Origin of the sequence: Luteolibacter rhizosphaerae (assembly GCF_025950095.1) — a bacterium.
In the GTDB taxonomy this organism is placed as follows: domain Bacteria; phylum Verrucomicrobiota; class Verrucomicrobiia; order Verrucomicrobiales; family Akkermansiaceae; genus Haloferula; species Haloferula rhizosphaerae.
Genome location: NZ_JAPDDR010000011.1, coordinates 154,414 through 168,433, shown reverse-complemented (window position 1 = coordinate 168,433; position 14,020 = coordinate 154,414). Strand labels below are relative to the sequence as shown.

Genomic DNA, 14,020 nt, shown 5'->3' with positions numbered 1-14,020 from the left:
CGCGCGCGCTGACGACGCCGGCGGAGTTCGAACCGCCGGAGAGTGCGAGGCCGATCGGAGGGATCTCGCAGACGATCGGCCAGATCCCCGCGGCGCGGAGTTGGTCGACCATCGCCTCGAGGTTCGCAACGGTCACGCTGGCTGGCTCGACCGGGCTGCCGGCAACGTCATTCGTGCCGGCGAGGATGATGGCGGCATCGGCCCCGCTGGCGATGACCTGGGGAATGTGGGTGGCAAGCACCGCGGCGGACTTCCTGCCCCCGGTGGCGAACTCGAGCACGCTGCCATTCGCCTCGAAGTCATATTTGCTGCCGCTCAACATGCGGGCGCAGGTCGCATAGCCGTAGCCATTGAGCCGGTTCAGATCGTTCGAGTTCTGCTCGGTGATGGAATCGCCGACGGTGGCGACCGTGGTGATCACCGGCTTGCGCAGCCAGGCGATCGAGCCGTCCGACTTGCGGTAGATTTCATCGAAGGCGACGCCCGCGGCCGCGGCTTGGATGTCGCCCGCGAAGGGGCCGAGGGGTTTGTTAGCCTTGCCATTCAGTTCCGCGCGCGTGGGGGTGCCACCCGTGGGCGTGGTGGCGGGAGGAGCGGGCGGCGGAGGATCGGCGAGGGCGGTAGCGAAGAGGATAGAGCTGAGAGCGAGGAGCTTGATCGTGCAGTTCATGGTGTGTGGAAAGCGTGGGTTACTCCGGATCGGAGAAGATGAAGCCCTCTGTGAGATCGCCGGGGTTTCCCTCTAGGCGAAGGACGCGATAGGAGTTGGTGCTTTGGTTCCAAATGGCGAGGTCGAGGCCGCCGTTGGAGTTAAGGACGATCTTGAGGCCGGAAGCGACATGCCGCAGGCGGAGGTTTTCGAGGGCTTGGAGGGCTTGGGCGTCGGAGAGGTTCTGGTCGCCGTCGGTGCGGACCATCGGGACGCTGTCGAGATAGGTCCAAGCGATCGGCGGCGGGTCGATGCCCTCGCTGCCGGTCTGTGGATCTAGTACCGCCAGCTCGCTGGAAAGGTGGATGTTAACGTTCCCCTGCGCGTCCACGTGGGTGACGATCAATCGGTAGGTGCCCGGGAGGATGGCGGCCTCGTTGACTGTGAAGTTCGCGGTGAGGAGGGCCTTGGTGCCTCCGTCCCAATCGGCAGCCGTGAAGGCGGCGTCGCAGTCCCCTTCGACGAATTCTTTCCGCATCAGGGCGTCGTCGAGCGGGAAGGCGTCGAGGCGTTTTACCTCCACGATGATCGAACCGACGCCGGCAGAGAGGAGATGGGCGCCGCGATTGGTCAGCGCAAGTTCGAAGGCGACCGAGGATCCGCGCCAGTAGAATGGGCGTTCCTGCGTGGCGGCATCGCGGATGGTGCGGGACGAGTTGCGGGCCTCGCAGAGCAGGCGGACGGCGGCGGACGGCATGGTCCGAATATAGGAGCGAGTAGCGAATCGCGGGTAGCGAGAGGGCGAAGGATTGGGAGGATTGAGATCACTTGATAGCCAATCCGACGTTGACTTCTTGCATGAAAACATTGTATGGCGGACCGTGATCTCGACCTCTCCATCTTGCCGTGATTCCGATGCCCTTTTTGCTGCCGTGGCAAAGGCTCTTGAGGTGTCGCCCCAAGGCAGTTGGCCCACCGGGATCGGCAGCCGCCATTTCGGAGGAAGGGCAACCGATGCTCTTATCCTCATGAATGACGGAAGAGTCATTCCTCACTTCACGGGGCTAACCCCCGATGAGTTCGAAGCGGCCGTTCGGGAACTGGATCGAGCTTTGAAGCTGCGACGGATCGAAGGATCGCGAATGCCTGAGCGAGAAGGTCCCGTCTGCTAAACAAGGGTGAACGTGAATGTCCAGGGGTTGCCGTCATTAAAGCGGGCTTCTCCGACGCTTGTTGCGGTGTAGACGCCCGCGGGGCCGCCGGATGCGAGCTCGGCGATGGGCTGGCCGTCGACATCGTAGAGGATCGAGAGGTCGGGCCCGACGAGGAACTGGACAAGATGATCCTCGTTCGCGGAGCCATACCAAGTGGGATCGCTCTCGCCTTCGAGCTCGTAGAAGAACTGGTCCGGGAAGGTGCCCGCGCTGCTGCTGCCGAAGTAGGTCGAGGGCGGGATTTCGCAGAGGCCGAGGGTGGCCGGACCACTGGCGAGGCCGCTGGAGTAGTGGGCGGCGAGGGTGACGCTGATTTCGTGCGAGACGTAGGTCCAGCCGGTCTCGCTTGCCTCGATCGGCTTCATCAGCGTTTCGACGTTCGGGAGCACGTCCTCGGTGGCGGTGGCCACGGTGGTTTCCTCGCTACCGGCATTGTCCCACTTGATCGTAACGGTGACCACAGAGCGTACGTGCTGCAGGGTCGCCTCGTCGATTTCGGGATCGGTCCAGGAGATGTGATACTCGGCGTAGAAGTCCGCGCCCGCGGCCTCGAGGTTCGCTTCGAGGTAACAGGAATCGGTCGGCGCGAGCGGGGTGATGCCGCCCGGATTCGCGACGCCGTCGGTGCCTTCCTTCTCATCGGTGGCCGGATTCCACGCGAAGATGCTTTCGCCCCACTCGACCAGGTCGAGGCGAGTGCCGAGGACCTTGCCGCCGCGCTTGCCATCGCGGCGGGTGAAGCCGAAGGCATCGACCTCGAAGGGGGCGGCGGCCATGCCGATATCGGGAGCGGACCAGGTGACGATGCTGCCGGGTTGGGCGGCGAGGCCGCGGAGATCGAGCTCGATCGAGAAACGGCGGCGTGAACGCGCGCGCAGGAGTTCGATCTTCGCGATGCGCTGGGCCATCGAGGGCGAGACGGTGAGCGGGAGATCGATGTCGAGCCACCAGGGGCCGCCCTCCGCGGTGATGGCGGCGGGAAGCTCGCGCTGCGGGTAGGCGCGGGGCTGCCATGACTTGGTGTCGACGTAGGAGCCGCGCACGGCATTCGGCAGCGAGCGGTCGGGCGGATCGTAGAGGACCTTGTAACCGGCCTGCGCGCTGGCCTCGGTGAAGTCGACGGGATCCGCGACAGGCGCGGCGCCGGCGGTGATGAACCACTTGCCCGAGGCATAGCGGACGCGCCCGGCCATCGAGCGCTCGAGCAGGGAGAGGACCTCGCGGTGCTGCATGTCCGCGGTGATGACGCCGTGGCATTCGTAGCGCTTCTCGGTGCCGCCGGCCTTGAGCTCGACCTCCTCGTCGCAGTGATCGGCCGCGGCGATCAGGGCCTCGCTGTCGATGGTGGACCAGGGGAAACCCATGATGGCGGAGAGATACCAAGCGGTGCAGAGCGCGGGATTGGCGGTGTAGCCGGTGGAATCGTCGCGCGGGTCGAAGATCTGGTTATTGCCCTTCACGATCGCGGCGAATTCCGGGGTCTCGCCCTCGAAGAGCTGCGACCAGGCGCGGCAGATGGCATAGATGGCGGCGATGCCGCGGAACTGGTCGGAGGGGACGATGATGCCGGGATCGAGGGAAGCGGCGGGAACCCCGGGGCGGTTGTCCTGCGCGGCGATCATCGCGTTGCCGATCTCCTGCGTGGCCGTGCCGCGGAAGGTCTGGATGAGGACGGCCTTGCCATATTTGCCCGCGACGGCGCCGAGGTTGGGGCCGGTCTTTTGGTAGACCAGCTCGTCCTCGAGGAGCCAGACCGAGACGATCTCCTCGACCTCGTGCCCGGCGAGGGCGACGACGAGGTGGGTGCCGTGGAGCTTGCGGTTGTGAGCGAAGACGAGGGGTCCAGCGACGCGGCAGGTGCCGAAGACAATGCGACGCGGGGTGAGCGGCTGGCGGAAGTTGCGGAAGGCGTTGCGCTGGATGCTATCGAGCCGCGCGCGTTCGGCGGCTTGGCGTTGTTCCTTGGCGGCGCCGAGGGAGGAAGAGATGGAGAAGGCGGCGATGCCAAGATTGACCGCGAAGCCGATGGCAGAGGCGACGGCACCGGACGCGCCGAGGAAGGATGCGATGCCCGCTACGATGCCGCCGATGACGCCCATGGGGGGAGCGTGACCCGGAGCGGGTGATCAGGAGATGGGGACGTCTTGGGATTGGTGAGGTTCAGCGGGAAAGCGAAGTGCGAATGTAGCGTGATCAAAATGAATTCTGAGCACTCCAGTTGACCGAGCCGGCTGCGCAACGATCGCTGCGCCATCCCATATTCCCGGGTGATGAAAATCCGTGAGGATGATATCGCCCGGCTGAAAGCTGAGAGGATCCAGTAAGGTTTTTGTCCTGAAGGGAACCGCTTGCCAGTCGTGAATTCCCAGAGCAGTGACAATCGCAGGGTTGACGCCGGTGCTCGAAGTGAAGGTGGCGAGGCCTTCTCGTTCGGTGCTGTAGTGCCCGCGAAGCTTTCTGGCAAAGGTTTCGGAACCTTGGAGCCGATCGGCCCATTCCGCGATAAAAAGGATGCAGTCCCACTGGCCAATCCGGTAAGGGCGGCCCCAGACTTCGGCGAGGTAGGCGGCGAGGAGCTCGGAGCGGTTCATAGGCGGACCTTCTTGTCTTGAAGGGAGGGGACGAAGCGCAGCGACGTATCGCCGGGGAAAAGCCGCTGCTGGTCGCTGTCGGTGTAGAGGAGGCCCCATGAGTCCTTGAGGCGGGCAAGCTCGTTGGCAAGGACGAGTGTGAAGGAGGATTCGCCGGGCTGGCGGTCCAGTTCGAGGGTGTCCATGGAACCGCGAAAAAGCAGCGCGCTGTGGAGGACGGCCGGTGCGTCACTCTCTTCATCAAGCAGCACCAGGTGGATCTCCGCGGCGCGGCGCTTGTAGGTAAGCGTGAAGGCATCGGCGAGGGCGGTACCGGGAATGCGCGAGAGGCGGAGTTCAACGGTGCCTGCGCGGATCTCCGAGTATTCCTCGATGCCGCCGACTTCGCCTAGATTGCCTACGCCTTGCCAGGTGTGGCCGAGCCCCTCGACCGGGCCGAGGCCGGTCCAGGCGCGGAAGGGATCGCCCGCGAAGTCGAGGTAGACGAGGAGGGCGGGCACCACGCTATCGGCGCGGATGGCGGCGAGGAATTCGGGGGAGAGATCGCGCATGGCTTCAGGGCAAAAGCACTTCCTGCACGCCGCTCATGCGGAAGCTGAAGGGCTTGTTGGTATCGGCGGCGGTGAGGTCGAAGCTCGGGGCCTCGCTGGTGAAGCGGAAGATGCCCTTGGCAGGGCGCAGGATGATCGGGGTGCCCTCGGGCACGGCGAGCATCAGCTTGGGCCAGAGGTCGAGCGCGGCGGCACCGGCGGCATCGCTGTCGACATCCTCGCGGACGCGCGAGAGTTGGTCGCCGATCTGGACCCAATCGCCCTCGCGGAGTTGGCCAGGGACATTCGGGAGCCAGCCGGTGGTGGCGAGCGTACGGGATCCCGCGGTGGTGGCGGTGGAGGCGACGGGATTGCCGGTGCCTTTGCCGAGCGGCTTGAGGGCGGCGGGGTCGGCCATGCGGAAGCGGTTGAGCTGGCCTTCGAGCCGCATGAAGAAAGCGATGGCTGCCTGAGCCTCGGCTCGGTTCATCTTGCGGAACTCCATGGTGAAGGACCAGCGCTCGAGTTGACCGCGCTGGGCTTGCACGGCGCCGGTGAAGGCGGACTCCGCGAGGCCATGATTGCTCTCCATCGTCCACGAGAGGCGGACGACGCGCTTGAGCACTTCCGGGAGATCGATGGTGGCGGGCATGATTACTGGCCGAAGGCCGAGGCGAAGCGACCGCCGCGGGGGATGGTTTCGAGCAGGGTCTTGATGATGCCCTGCTGAACGGTGGGCATGATGCGGGCGAGTTCCTCGTGCGAGACGCCGGGTTGCAGGACTATCGATATGGGCGCATGCACCTGCGGGCGCTGCGACCCGCGGGCATCGCGCTTGATCGCGGCGTGGTCGATGACGGTTTCCTTAGGGTGAAGCAGGGCAAGGCGACCGCCCCGGCCGTCGAGGCCGCCGGAGCGGGAACCGGTGCCGGTGTAGCCGCCACCCTCGAAGCTGGCCATGCCGCCGAAGATTCCCCCGAAGATGCTGCCGAGCCCGGAGAGGATGCCGCCGCCCGTGCTGCCGGTGCTGCCGCCAAACATGCCGCCGGTGGCGCCGAGGATGCCCTGCAGGAGGCCGTTGAAGGCGCTCTTGAGGGCGGTGCTGGCAAGGTCGGCAATGATCGAGCGGACGAGGTCGGAGAAGTTGAGCTTGCCGGTTTTCACGAACTCATCGATCGCGCTGCCGACGTGGGTCATGGCCGAGGACCAGGCGGACTGCACTTGGATCGCGCCCTTGCTGATGCTCTCGGTCCAGGCCTTGAACTGCTTGTCGGCATCCGGCCCCACGATGTTTCGCGTTGCGCTGGCCATGAAGGACGCGCCGAAGCTGCCGGGGTTGGTGGAGACAAGTTGCTGCACCGCCTTCCCTGCTTCGGAGATCTTTTTGCGGATACCGATCACGAAGCCGTTGCCGACGTCCTCGCCGATGCCGATGAAGACCTTGGAGGGCGAATTGGACCGGAGGATACCCTTGGCCCCGTCGATCACGGATTGCCCCAGATCCTTGGCAGCTTGGATCACCGTGGAAGCCCCCGCCTTGAGGCCGTGGACGATGCCGTCGATGATCGCTTGGCCGAGTTCGAGCCAATCGTAATTGCGCCAGAACTCCATGATTGCATCGGCGGAGGCGCGGAGCGTGGTCTTGATCTCGATCCATGCATTCTCGAGGTCCTGAACCAAACCGTTCCAGATATCGACCCACATGGCCCTCGTATCCGAAAGCCACTTGCTGATCGTGGTGTAGAGCTCGTGGAGCTTTCCCGCGGCGAGAGGGACGTAGGTCGCAATCCAGTTGACGACGGTCGTGAGTTCCTGGACGACGCGGGTGCCGAGCATCACCAATCCTTGGAGAACGGATCCGGCTTGGGAACCGAAGGCCTGCATGACGTTCGCCCCGTTGGCACCGAAGGCGGAGAGGATGGCCTGTCCAATAAGGGAGAACCCCGTCTTGATTGCTTCCCACAGGGGCTGTAGGGCGGTGACGAGCCCTTCCCACGCGACACCGAACTCGGCAAGGAGAAGCTGGTTCTCATCGAGCCAACCCGCGAACCAGGACTTCAGGCCTTCGCAAGCGGAAATGAGTTCATCCTTGAAGAGGATGCCGGCCCCGATCGCGCCCATGATGGCGAGTCCCCAGGGACCGAGAAGGAATCCGGTCACCGCGCCTAAACCGGTAAGAAGAGCCGGGCCAGCGAGGACGAGTTGCGAAATGGCCAGAGCAAAGGGCGGAATGAGAGCGCCAGCGACGGCGAAGCCGATGCCGATATTCTTTACCCAATCCGGGAGGGTGGAGAGACGGGTGACGAACTCGGCACCCTTGGTGGCAATTTTGGTGAGGGCCTCAAGGAACCCGCCGCGGGAGATCCCGATGGCGATTTGCTCGAAGGTATTGCGGAGCCGGAGCATCGCTCCGTTGAAACCTTGGGTGCGGGCCTCGGAGAGTTTCTCGGCCGCGTTCTTGTCCTTGGTGGCATCGATGTATGCTTGCAGGCCTCCGGCACCCTCTTGGGTGAGAATTGCAGCTGCACGGATGGCATCGCTACCGAAGATGGTTTGCAGTGCTGATGATTGCTGGGCCGCCGACAGCCCTCCGAGCTTCTGCCGAAGTTGCTCCGAAACCTCGGAGAGGCTCAGAAACGCTCCCTCCGAATTGATGAACTTAAGGCCATACTTCTCCATCGCATCGGCGGCCTTGTCCGTCTCCGGAATTAGTCGCGAGAGCATCGTCTTGAGAGATGTGCCGGCATCCGATCCCTTGAGTCCGTTTTGAGCGAAGAGAGCGAGCGCTGCACTGGTATCTTGCAGGGAAACACCCTTCTGCTTCGCGACCGTGCCCACTTGTTGCAGCGCTTGTGCAAGGCCCTCCACCGATGCCGTTGAAGCGACCGACGCGCCGGCGAGGGCATCGGCAATCGACGATGCGTCTGCTGCTTGGAGCTTGAATGCGCCCATGGCTTCGGCGATGCGCTCTGCTGAGAACGCGAGATCGAGCCCCTCCGACGCTGCTAGTTGCATCGTGGCCACAAGGCCGCCGGCCGCTTGATCTGCAGGCGACATGCCCGCCTTGGCAAGTGCGAGCATCGCCTCGGCGGTCTGGTTAGCCGAGAATACCGTGCCCTTGCTCATGGCGAGGGCGGATTCGGTAAGTCCAGTGATGGCGCTTTTTCCGAGGTCTGCCGCCGCGGCGACTTGGTTGATGGTCGACTCGAAGTTGCCCGCCGCTGAGATCCCCTGCGTGAGGGCGGCGCCGATGCCCGCGCTGCCGACCAGCGATCCGAAGTCTGTCAGGCCGGATAGGCCGCGGGAGAATCCCTTGGCGCGCTTCTCAAGGTCCTTCGTGAAGCTGTTGAACTTCTGGCCGAATGCCGCGGTGTCGAGTCTCATGCGGACCTGCAGCGTGCCGAGAAGTGCCATGGGGCGAGCGTGCAGCTCGACGGCAGGTGCGGAGAGTCAGAGGGAGAGGGATTGGCCGGATTGAGACACTTCAGCGCGGCGAGATTCGGGAAAAATCATGAGTAACGAATTCGAATCGCGCGCGATTCTAACAATGTCATGAGCGATACGCGATCGGGAGCCGTTTCGAGGAGCCCCAGAGGCTGAGAGCGGCTCCCGGTAGCAAATAAGAATGACGCGGGAGGGGCACTCCTCAGAACCGCCTCCCGCGGCCGTGCGTTGACACAGCCTCTCTTGCTAGGCGGAGTATCGCAGCTCGCAAGCAAACATGCTGCGCAGTTAAGCGGACTGTGTCGCATTATAGGACACCATCTAAGCGGTATACTTAAACTCTCGAAAAATGTTGTCCTCATCGGAATAGAGGAGCACTGTGCGAGTCTTAGCTTCTTGCACGTTTTGCTCCTCTTCCCCTGAGCCCGTCCTCTCCGGCGCTCTCTTTGGCGGTGGTCCACCTCTTGCCCTCGTCGGTATGGAAAAAACTTACACTGGCGTACTACGTACGTCTCCCGAGGCTTGTTTGCCCGGTGATTGGATCCTCCCGGATTCCGTGCCCGATTGGGGATGGTGCCTGAAGCCCCGCGTATTCAAGTGCCCCGGACTCGGCGAGCAGGAGATCGTTTTCCGCCTGGTGGGCTGCATGGGCAGCCGCCTCTTCACCGCGTGGCAGCGGATCGATACTTCAGACAATGAGAACACATGGAAAAGTTAACGCACCGCCCTACCCTGCAGATCCTTCGATCCGCGGTTGCGGCCGGCAGGGATCTCACAATCAGCTACCACGGTGAAGTCGTCACCGTGGAGCCTCACGCGCTTCTTCAAGCGAATCGGTCGTCCGCCTTTGTCCTCGCTGCATGGGTGACGAAAAGCAACAAGTGGGGCTTCTTCCGCTTCGCGGAGATCCGCGGAGTGAAGTTCGAAAAGCGGGCCTTCGTCCCACGCCCCGACGTTCCCAAAAGGGTTCCCTTCCGATCGACTATTTCTAAACAGAAGCAGGATTAGCGGGCCGGCCACCCTCCCAGGGGCCGACCCACGCTTACAGCGGGTGCTAGGAAAAGAGTCCGGGCCGGCACATGCGGACCCGGACTCTCACAAACTAGCGCTGCCCTGTGCGCTACAGCATCCACTGCTAGCTGGAGGGCAGCGCGAAGTCAAAATCGCTCAGTTGCGACGACGGCGAAGAAGAGCGATCATGCCAAAGGCTCCGAGAAGTGCTGTGCTTGTTTCGGGGACCGGGTTGATCGCCGAAAATGAGTCGATGCCCATCATGACGCCATCTTCGGCCGTCAGGCCGCTTCCCTCAGGGTCGAAGGAGAGGAACGCCCAATTGATGGTTTCGGAAGTAGCGGTGAAAGTGATAACGCGCTCTTGCCATTCAAGAGGTTTGCCCGGCGTGTTCCAAGCCACCGTTGTGGTGCTTGGATCGGTGGTTTCGATCAAGACGCCGTTGGCGAAAACCCGCCAGCTTCCGGAATCGTCCTGCGCTCCACTGTAGCCCACTACTGCTTGATAGAAGCTAAAGCTGTACTCTTGGCCCACGGTGAAACCCGAGACCGATTGCTGGATACCTTGCTGATACTGGTTGCCGCTGATGATCCGATAGATCCCTCCGGCAAAAGTGTCTCCGGAATGGGGTGTGCCGAAGTATCCGTTTGAGACGTTTGGGCCTGTTGGCCCCATCAAAATGGAGGCCGCTCCGTCGGCAGAGGTGGCCTCCGAATAGGGGGTTCCCAACGGGACTGCGTTCCAGCTTGTTGGTGCGCTCCCGTAGCCGGGTGTTCCATCAAGTCCAGGGTTCTGGAAGACGACTGCCGCTGAGGCCGGGAAAGCCAGAGCAGCGGCAAGTACTATGTGTGTTAGTGCGTTCATGTAAGGGTAAGCGCCCGTCGCTTAACAAAGATCAATGAGCGTTCAAGGTTGAACGTTTAACAACCCGTCGAATTGCAAACTTTGCAGGTTTTAGGGATGTCCCGTTGAACGAAGCGGCCCATGCGGAGCAACTCGTGTACCCAGCCCGCTGGGAAAATCCGTGCGGGCCTTTACATGCAAGATGCGCGGTGACTAGCGCCAAATTGCCTTGCCATATCCCGCCGCTATCCGGGAATTTACGTGCGTCACGAGCGACACCGGGCCGGGCGGAGTCGAAGCTATGAGGGTGGAAGTGCTTCGCCCGGCTCAATGTCCAGACCCGGAGTTCGGTGCCGGAGGAAAATGTCAACGATCACGTTGCCGAAACCCTCTTCGTCGAGACGAGCCGCGGGGCTTTCGATGGCGAGGAGGTAGTCACGGGCGGCATGCAACAGCCTCCCACGGCACCGATTCTCGTGCTCATTTTCGATATACGTGCGTGCTCTCATGAGGGCGGGACTTCACCCTTGCCGTTACATTCAATTAATCGATAGAACAGCCCACTTAGCATACCTTAGGCGGGGCGCTTAGGCACCTCCCACCCGTTTCGCCGCAGGATCCATTCGTAGTGGTCTTCCCAATAGCTCTTGTCGCGCTCAGGGATCCGAGGGCTGAGCCCGCGAGCCCACGCCAGACGCTTCTGCACATAGCGCCGCACCCGCTCGTCCGGCTCTCTGATCCATTTCCCCGAACTAGTCTGGTACTCCTCGCCGATCTCGATGTTCCACCATGGGACCTCCCAGCACTGTCCATCGACCTCGACCACCAGCCTCTGGGGCTCTGGCTGGTCCACGATCCGACACCGGGCCCTGTCGGGCATACCATCGGGTAGCGGGTAGTTCTGACGCGCGCAGGTCCAACCCTCCATGCCAGGGAGCGGATGAATCGGTCGGGTGCCTGCCATGGTGAAAAATAGCGACAACTCGGCGACCGTGCAACGCACCTTGCAGTCAGCTCAGCAGTCACACTCCGCACTTGGAGCCCTTGTGTCGTGCACTGTCATGCATCGGATGAAATTGCGGATCGACTGGGGAAGCTCCGGATCGCCTGCGAGCTTAACAGCGTCGACTGCATTCTGTATGGGTGGCACGCGGAGAGCCGCGTAGCACTGTCGCCTACCACGCTGCGGGCTGCACCAAGCGTAGATCTCAGTGGCACCAGCGAGTCCTTCGACGGCGAAGAGGTGAACGTGGTGGGTGCCCTTGGCATCCTGCACCTCGTCCACGCCGCAGTGGGTGTAATTGCCGCCCCACAACGAGGTCACTATCGCCGAGAGAACTTCGACCTCCTCATCCATTCGATATCCCTTGCAATTGCCGGGCCATGGAAGGCGGCATCGATCACTCGATCCTCACCCACGCCCGCCGCTCGAATCCCCGAAGGTTTCTCAGGCCACGCGCGAAAATCCACGACGCAGTGGTCCCGTCTTGCTGCAGGTGGTAATGACTTTGCTCCTCGTCCCACTCCGGAACGCAGTCGCAAAGGATCCAGTCCCCCACTTTGCAATCGTCCGGCCACAGTCGAAGCGTTGATGAATCGGGCATTTCGGAAGGAAGCAATCCGTTTCGGGGCAGTCAACGTATTGCGTATTTTACGGGATTAAATGGATTTCCTGTTGGGGCGTGTCACCTTGATTGTGGTGTCGAATTTCACCCCCAGAGAAATGCCCACCATCAAGCAAGCTGAGGGTCTCGCCGAACTAGGACTTTGGGAGGAGGCCTGGGAGACGCTCGACGAGCTTTCTGCCTTGGACCGGATCATGCCGCCAGCGTTGAGAATCCGCCTCGATTGCTGCCCTCACATGAACGCTTGGCTCGAGGGTATGGAGATCGCAAAGCTTCTCCGGGACGGAACAGCAGAGAACCGCCTGGCTGCCGCTCACTTCTACCTCGAGTTGGCGAGGCTCTATATCGAGAACGAGGAGTGGGAAGGTGCAAGGCGGGCTGTCCAGGACTGCGTGATGGCCCTGCCGGAGGGACACGAGGAGCTGTTGAAAGATCCTGCCATTGCGAAAATGATGGAGTGAGCGCGGACCGGGGGAGCTTACCCCGTGGGGTAACCAGCACCCACGATACTTTCCCCGGCCCGCGGCTGCAGGGTAGCAGAGGGGTCAAGGAGGTGCTACGGCGGGTGGAAAAGGGCAGGGTGACGACGGGGCCGCCGTGGAGGTGAAAGGCTGACTGGACTTCACCGCAGGATAGCGTTTGAATCCCCGCGCGGTCAGAGGGCTTGAGGCGTTGTCGGGATAAATTGCCCACCGGCCATTACCCCTAATAATCAGATTCTTATGGAAAATAATTCCAAATCGCCCACCAGCCCTGTTCAGGTTCAGACTCTAATGAATCTTAGTGCCGTCGCCGAGAAGGAGATCGACGGCATTGGTATGGGTATCCTCTCGGACGGCACTGCCTACCTTACCGCCCGAGGTCTAGCGAGAATGTGTGGTATTGATCACTGTGGTTCTTGCCGCGGCAAACGATTGGGCCGCTGAGCAGTTTCGCCCGAGAGGCAGGAGAATTGCAGACCTCCTTAATGTGCAGGGTTACGATCTGGCGGCGCTGTTTCACCCTGTGGTCATTGACGGATCGACCCACCACGCGTTCCCGGAGCAGGTCTGCATGGCCTTCTTGGAATACTATTCTTTCGATGCTGGCCCAAACATTAAGGAGCAGGCCTTGCGGAACTTCCGCTGGCTCGCAAGATCCTCCCTGCGTGTCTTTGTCTATACGCAGGTTGGGTATGATGCAAAGAGTCTGGTTCCAGCAGCATGGCAGTCATTTCAGGATCGCGTTTCTTTATCCTACTGTAAGGTTCCAGTAGGCTATTTCAGCATATTTAAGGAGATCGCAGACATGGTGGTAACCATGATTCAAAGCGGCGTCCCTGTGGGTGACAAGACCGTTCCAGACATCAGCGTAGGGATTCATTGGGGGAATCACTGGCGCTCTAACAATTTCGATGAAGTCTACGGGCAAAGGGTGAAGTTTGAGCAGGACTATCCTGAGCATTTTCCTCAAGCCGCCTCTAACCCTCATGAGCCGTGGGCCTACCCTGAGTGCGCCTTACCTGAGTTCCGCCGCTGGATGCGGGAAACGTATTTCGCTCAAAAGTTTGCCGCCTACCTCAATTCACAGGTGAAAGGAAAGGCGCTTCCTGCGGCTGTAGCAGCTCTTGCAATAGAAGCTGTGGCACCAAAGGTTATTGAGGCCTAGCCGCCCCCTCACGCCCCCACCAGCCACTCCTCCGGCACCCCTAGTTTACCTCTAAAGCTAGAACCGCGAGCACCACAGAGCGCCATGGGCCATGTGGTAGGCGTTGAGCGGCTTGGGCACTTCCAAGCGGACCTGTACGGGCCTGATCTCCTTGTCCTCCCCGTTCCAATCCCACTCGTGGCGCATGAAGTTCACCAGCATGTCGCGGGCGATCCGTTCGGACTCGGTGGCCGGAGCCTGTCCGTTGTACGCTGAAGGGCGCAGCTCGACCACCATATCGAGCGCGAAGTCATCGCGGATGCCGACCTTGAAGTAGTGTCTGGGGTTCATGGGAGTGAACGCCTGAACCGCTAAGCCCATTTTACGAGACGTCAAGAAACGCTGTCAGTTGAATACCTACATTTCTGTAGTAAAAAACCCTCTAGCCAAGTAATCGAAGGTACGTATTCGTGTAGTGGTCAAGCTT

The 14,020-nt window shown here is 61.7% G+C and carries 14 protein-coding genes; 4 read left to right on the top strand and 10 right to left on the bottom strand.

What is annotated here, in order from left to right; translation table 11 throughout:
* From OJ996_RS20590 to OJ996_RS20560, 7 genes are all read right to left on the bottom strand, one after another.
* Positions 1-670: SGNH/GDSL hydrolase family protein (locus tag OJ996_RS20590; RefSeq protein WP_264515562.1), on the bottom strand; the 670-nt coding region annotated here is incomplete at its 3' end.
* Positions 671-689: 19 nt separating this feature from the next.
* On the bottom strand, positions 690-1,406 hold the full coding sequence (locus OJ996_RS20585) for a hypothetical protein (protein ID WP_264515561.1): 717 nt from the start codon (positions 1,404-1,406) through the stop codon (positions 690-692).
* A gap of 411 nt (positions 1,407-1,817) precedes the next feature.
* Positions 1,818-3,962 (bottom strand): phage tail protein, encoded by a 2,145-nt coding sequence (locus OJ996_RS20580; protein ID WP_264515560.1) that lies wholly within the window; start codon positions 3,960-3,962, stop codon positions 1,818-1,820.
* Between the two features lie 27 nt (positions 3,963-3,989).
* A complete protein-coding gene (locus OJ996_RS20575) occupies positions 3,990-4,454 on the bottom strand; it encodes a DUF6950 family protein (RefSeq protein ID WP_264515559.1) in 465 nt (154 codons plus the stop codon).
* Positions 4,451-5,005 (bottom strand): hypothetical protein, encoded by a 555-nt coding sequence (locus tag OJ996_RS20570; protein WP_264515558.1) that lies wholly within the window; start codon positions 5,003-5,005, stop codon positions 4,451-4,453. Before OJ996_RS20570 ends, OJ996_RS20575 begins: the two co-directional genes overlap by 4 nt.
* 4 nt (positions 5,006-5,009) lie before the next feature.
* Complete coding sequence (locus OJ996_RS20565) at positions 5,010-5,636, bottom strand: hypothetical protein (RefSeq protein ID WP_264515557.1); 627 nt, start codon at positions 5,634-5,636, stop codon at positions 5,010-5,012.
* Positions 5,637-5,638: 2 nt separating this feature from the next.
* Positions 5,639-8,398 carry a phage tail tape measure protein gene (locus OJ996_RS20560; RefSeq protein WP_264515556.1) on the bottom strand — a complete coding sequence of 920 codons (2,760 nt, stop codon included), beginning with the start codon at positions 8,396-8,398 and terminating at the stop codon, positions 5,639-5,641.
* 586 nt (positions 8,399-8,984) lie between these two features.
* Here OJ996_RS20560 and OJ996_RS20555 point away from each other — a divergent pair.
* Both OJ996_RS20555 and OJ996_RS26590 read left to right on the top strand, forming a co-directional pair.
* Positions 8,985-9,146 carry a hypothetical protein gene (locus tag OJ996_RS20555; protein ID WP_264515555.1) on the top strand — a complete coding sequence of 54 codons (162 nt, stop codon included), beginning with the start codon at positions 8,985-8,987 and terminating at the stop codon, positions 9,144-9,146.
* The gene (locus tag OJ996_RS26590; protein WP_425605570.1) at positions 9,134-9,436 is read left to right on the top strand and encodes a WYL domain-containing protein; all 303 of its coding nucleotides are present in this window, start codon (positions 9,134-9,136) and stop codon (positions 9,434-9,436) included. The genes OJ996_RS20555 and OJ996_RS26590 overlap by 13 nt, the downstream gene beginning before the upstream one ends.
* A gap of 159 nt (positions 9,437-9,595) precedes the next feature.
* Here the strand turns inward: OJ996_RS26590 and OJ996_RS20550 are convergent, their stop codons facing one another.
* Together OJ996_RS20550 and OJ996_RS20545 are read right to left on the bottom strand one after the other, a co-directional pair.
* The gene (locus tag OJ996_RS20550; protein ID WP_264515554.1) at positions 9,596-10,303 is read right to left on the bottom strand and encodes a hypothetical protein; all 708 of its coding nucleotides are present in this window, start codon (positions 10,301-10,303) and stop codon (positions 9,596-9,598) included.
* A gap of 553 nt (positions 10,304-10,856) precedes the next feature.
* Positions 10,857-11,135: a hypothetical protein gene (locus tag OJ996_RS20545; protein WP_264515553.1), complete on the bottom strand. Its 279-nt coding sequence runs from the start codon at positions 11,133-11,135 to the stop codon at positions 10,857-10,859.
* An 810-nt stretch (positions 11,136-11,945) separates the two neighbouring features.
* Between OJ996_RS20545 and OJ996_RS20540 the strand changes: the two genes are divergently transcribed.
* Complete coding sequence (locus OJ996_RS20540) at positions 11,946-12,368, top strand: tetratricopeptide repeat protein (protein ID WP_264515552.1); 423 nt, start codon at positions 11,946-11,948, stop codon at positions 12,366-12,368.
* 415 nt (positions 12,369-12,783) lie between these two features.
* Positions 12,784-13,554, top strand: coding sequence for a BstA C-terminal domain-containing protein (locus tag OJ996_RS20535; protein WP_264515551.1), 771 nt, complete (start codon positions 12,784-12,786; stop codon positions 13,552-13,554).
* 57 nt (positions 13,555-13,611) lie between these two features.
* Here the strand turns inward: OJ996_RS20535 and OJ996_RS20530 are convergent, their stop codons facing one another.
* Positions 13,612-13,884 (bottom strand): hypothetical protein, encoded by a 273-nt coding sequence (locus OJ996_RS20530; protein WP_264515550.1) that lies wholly within the window; start codon positions 13,882-13,884, stop codon positions 13,612-13,614.
* Positions 13,885-14,020: the final 136 nt, after the last annotated feature.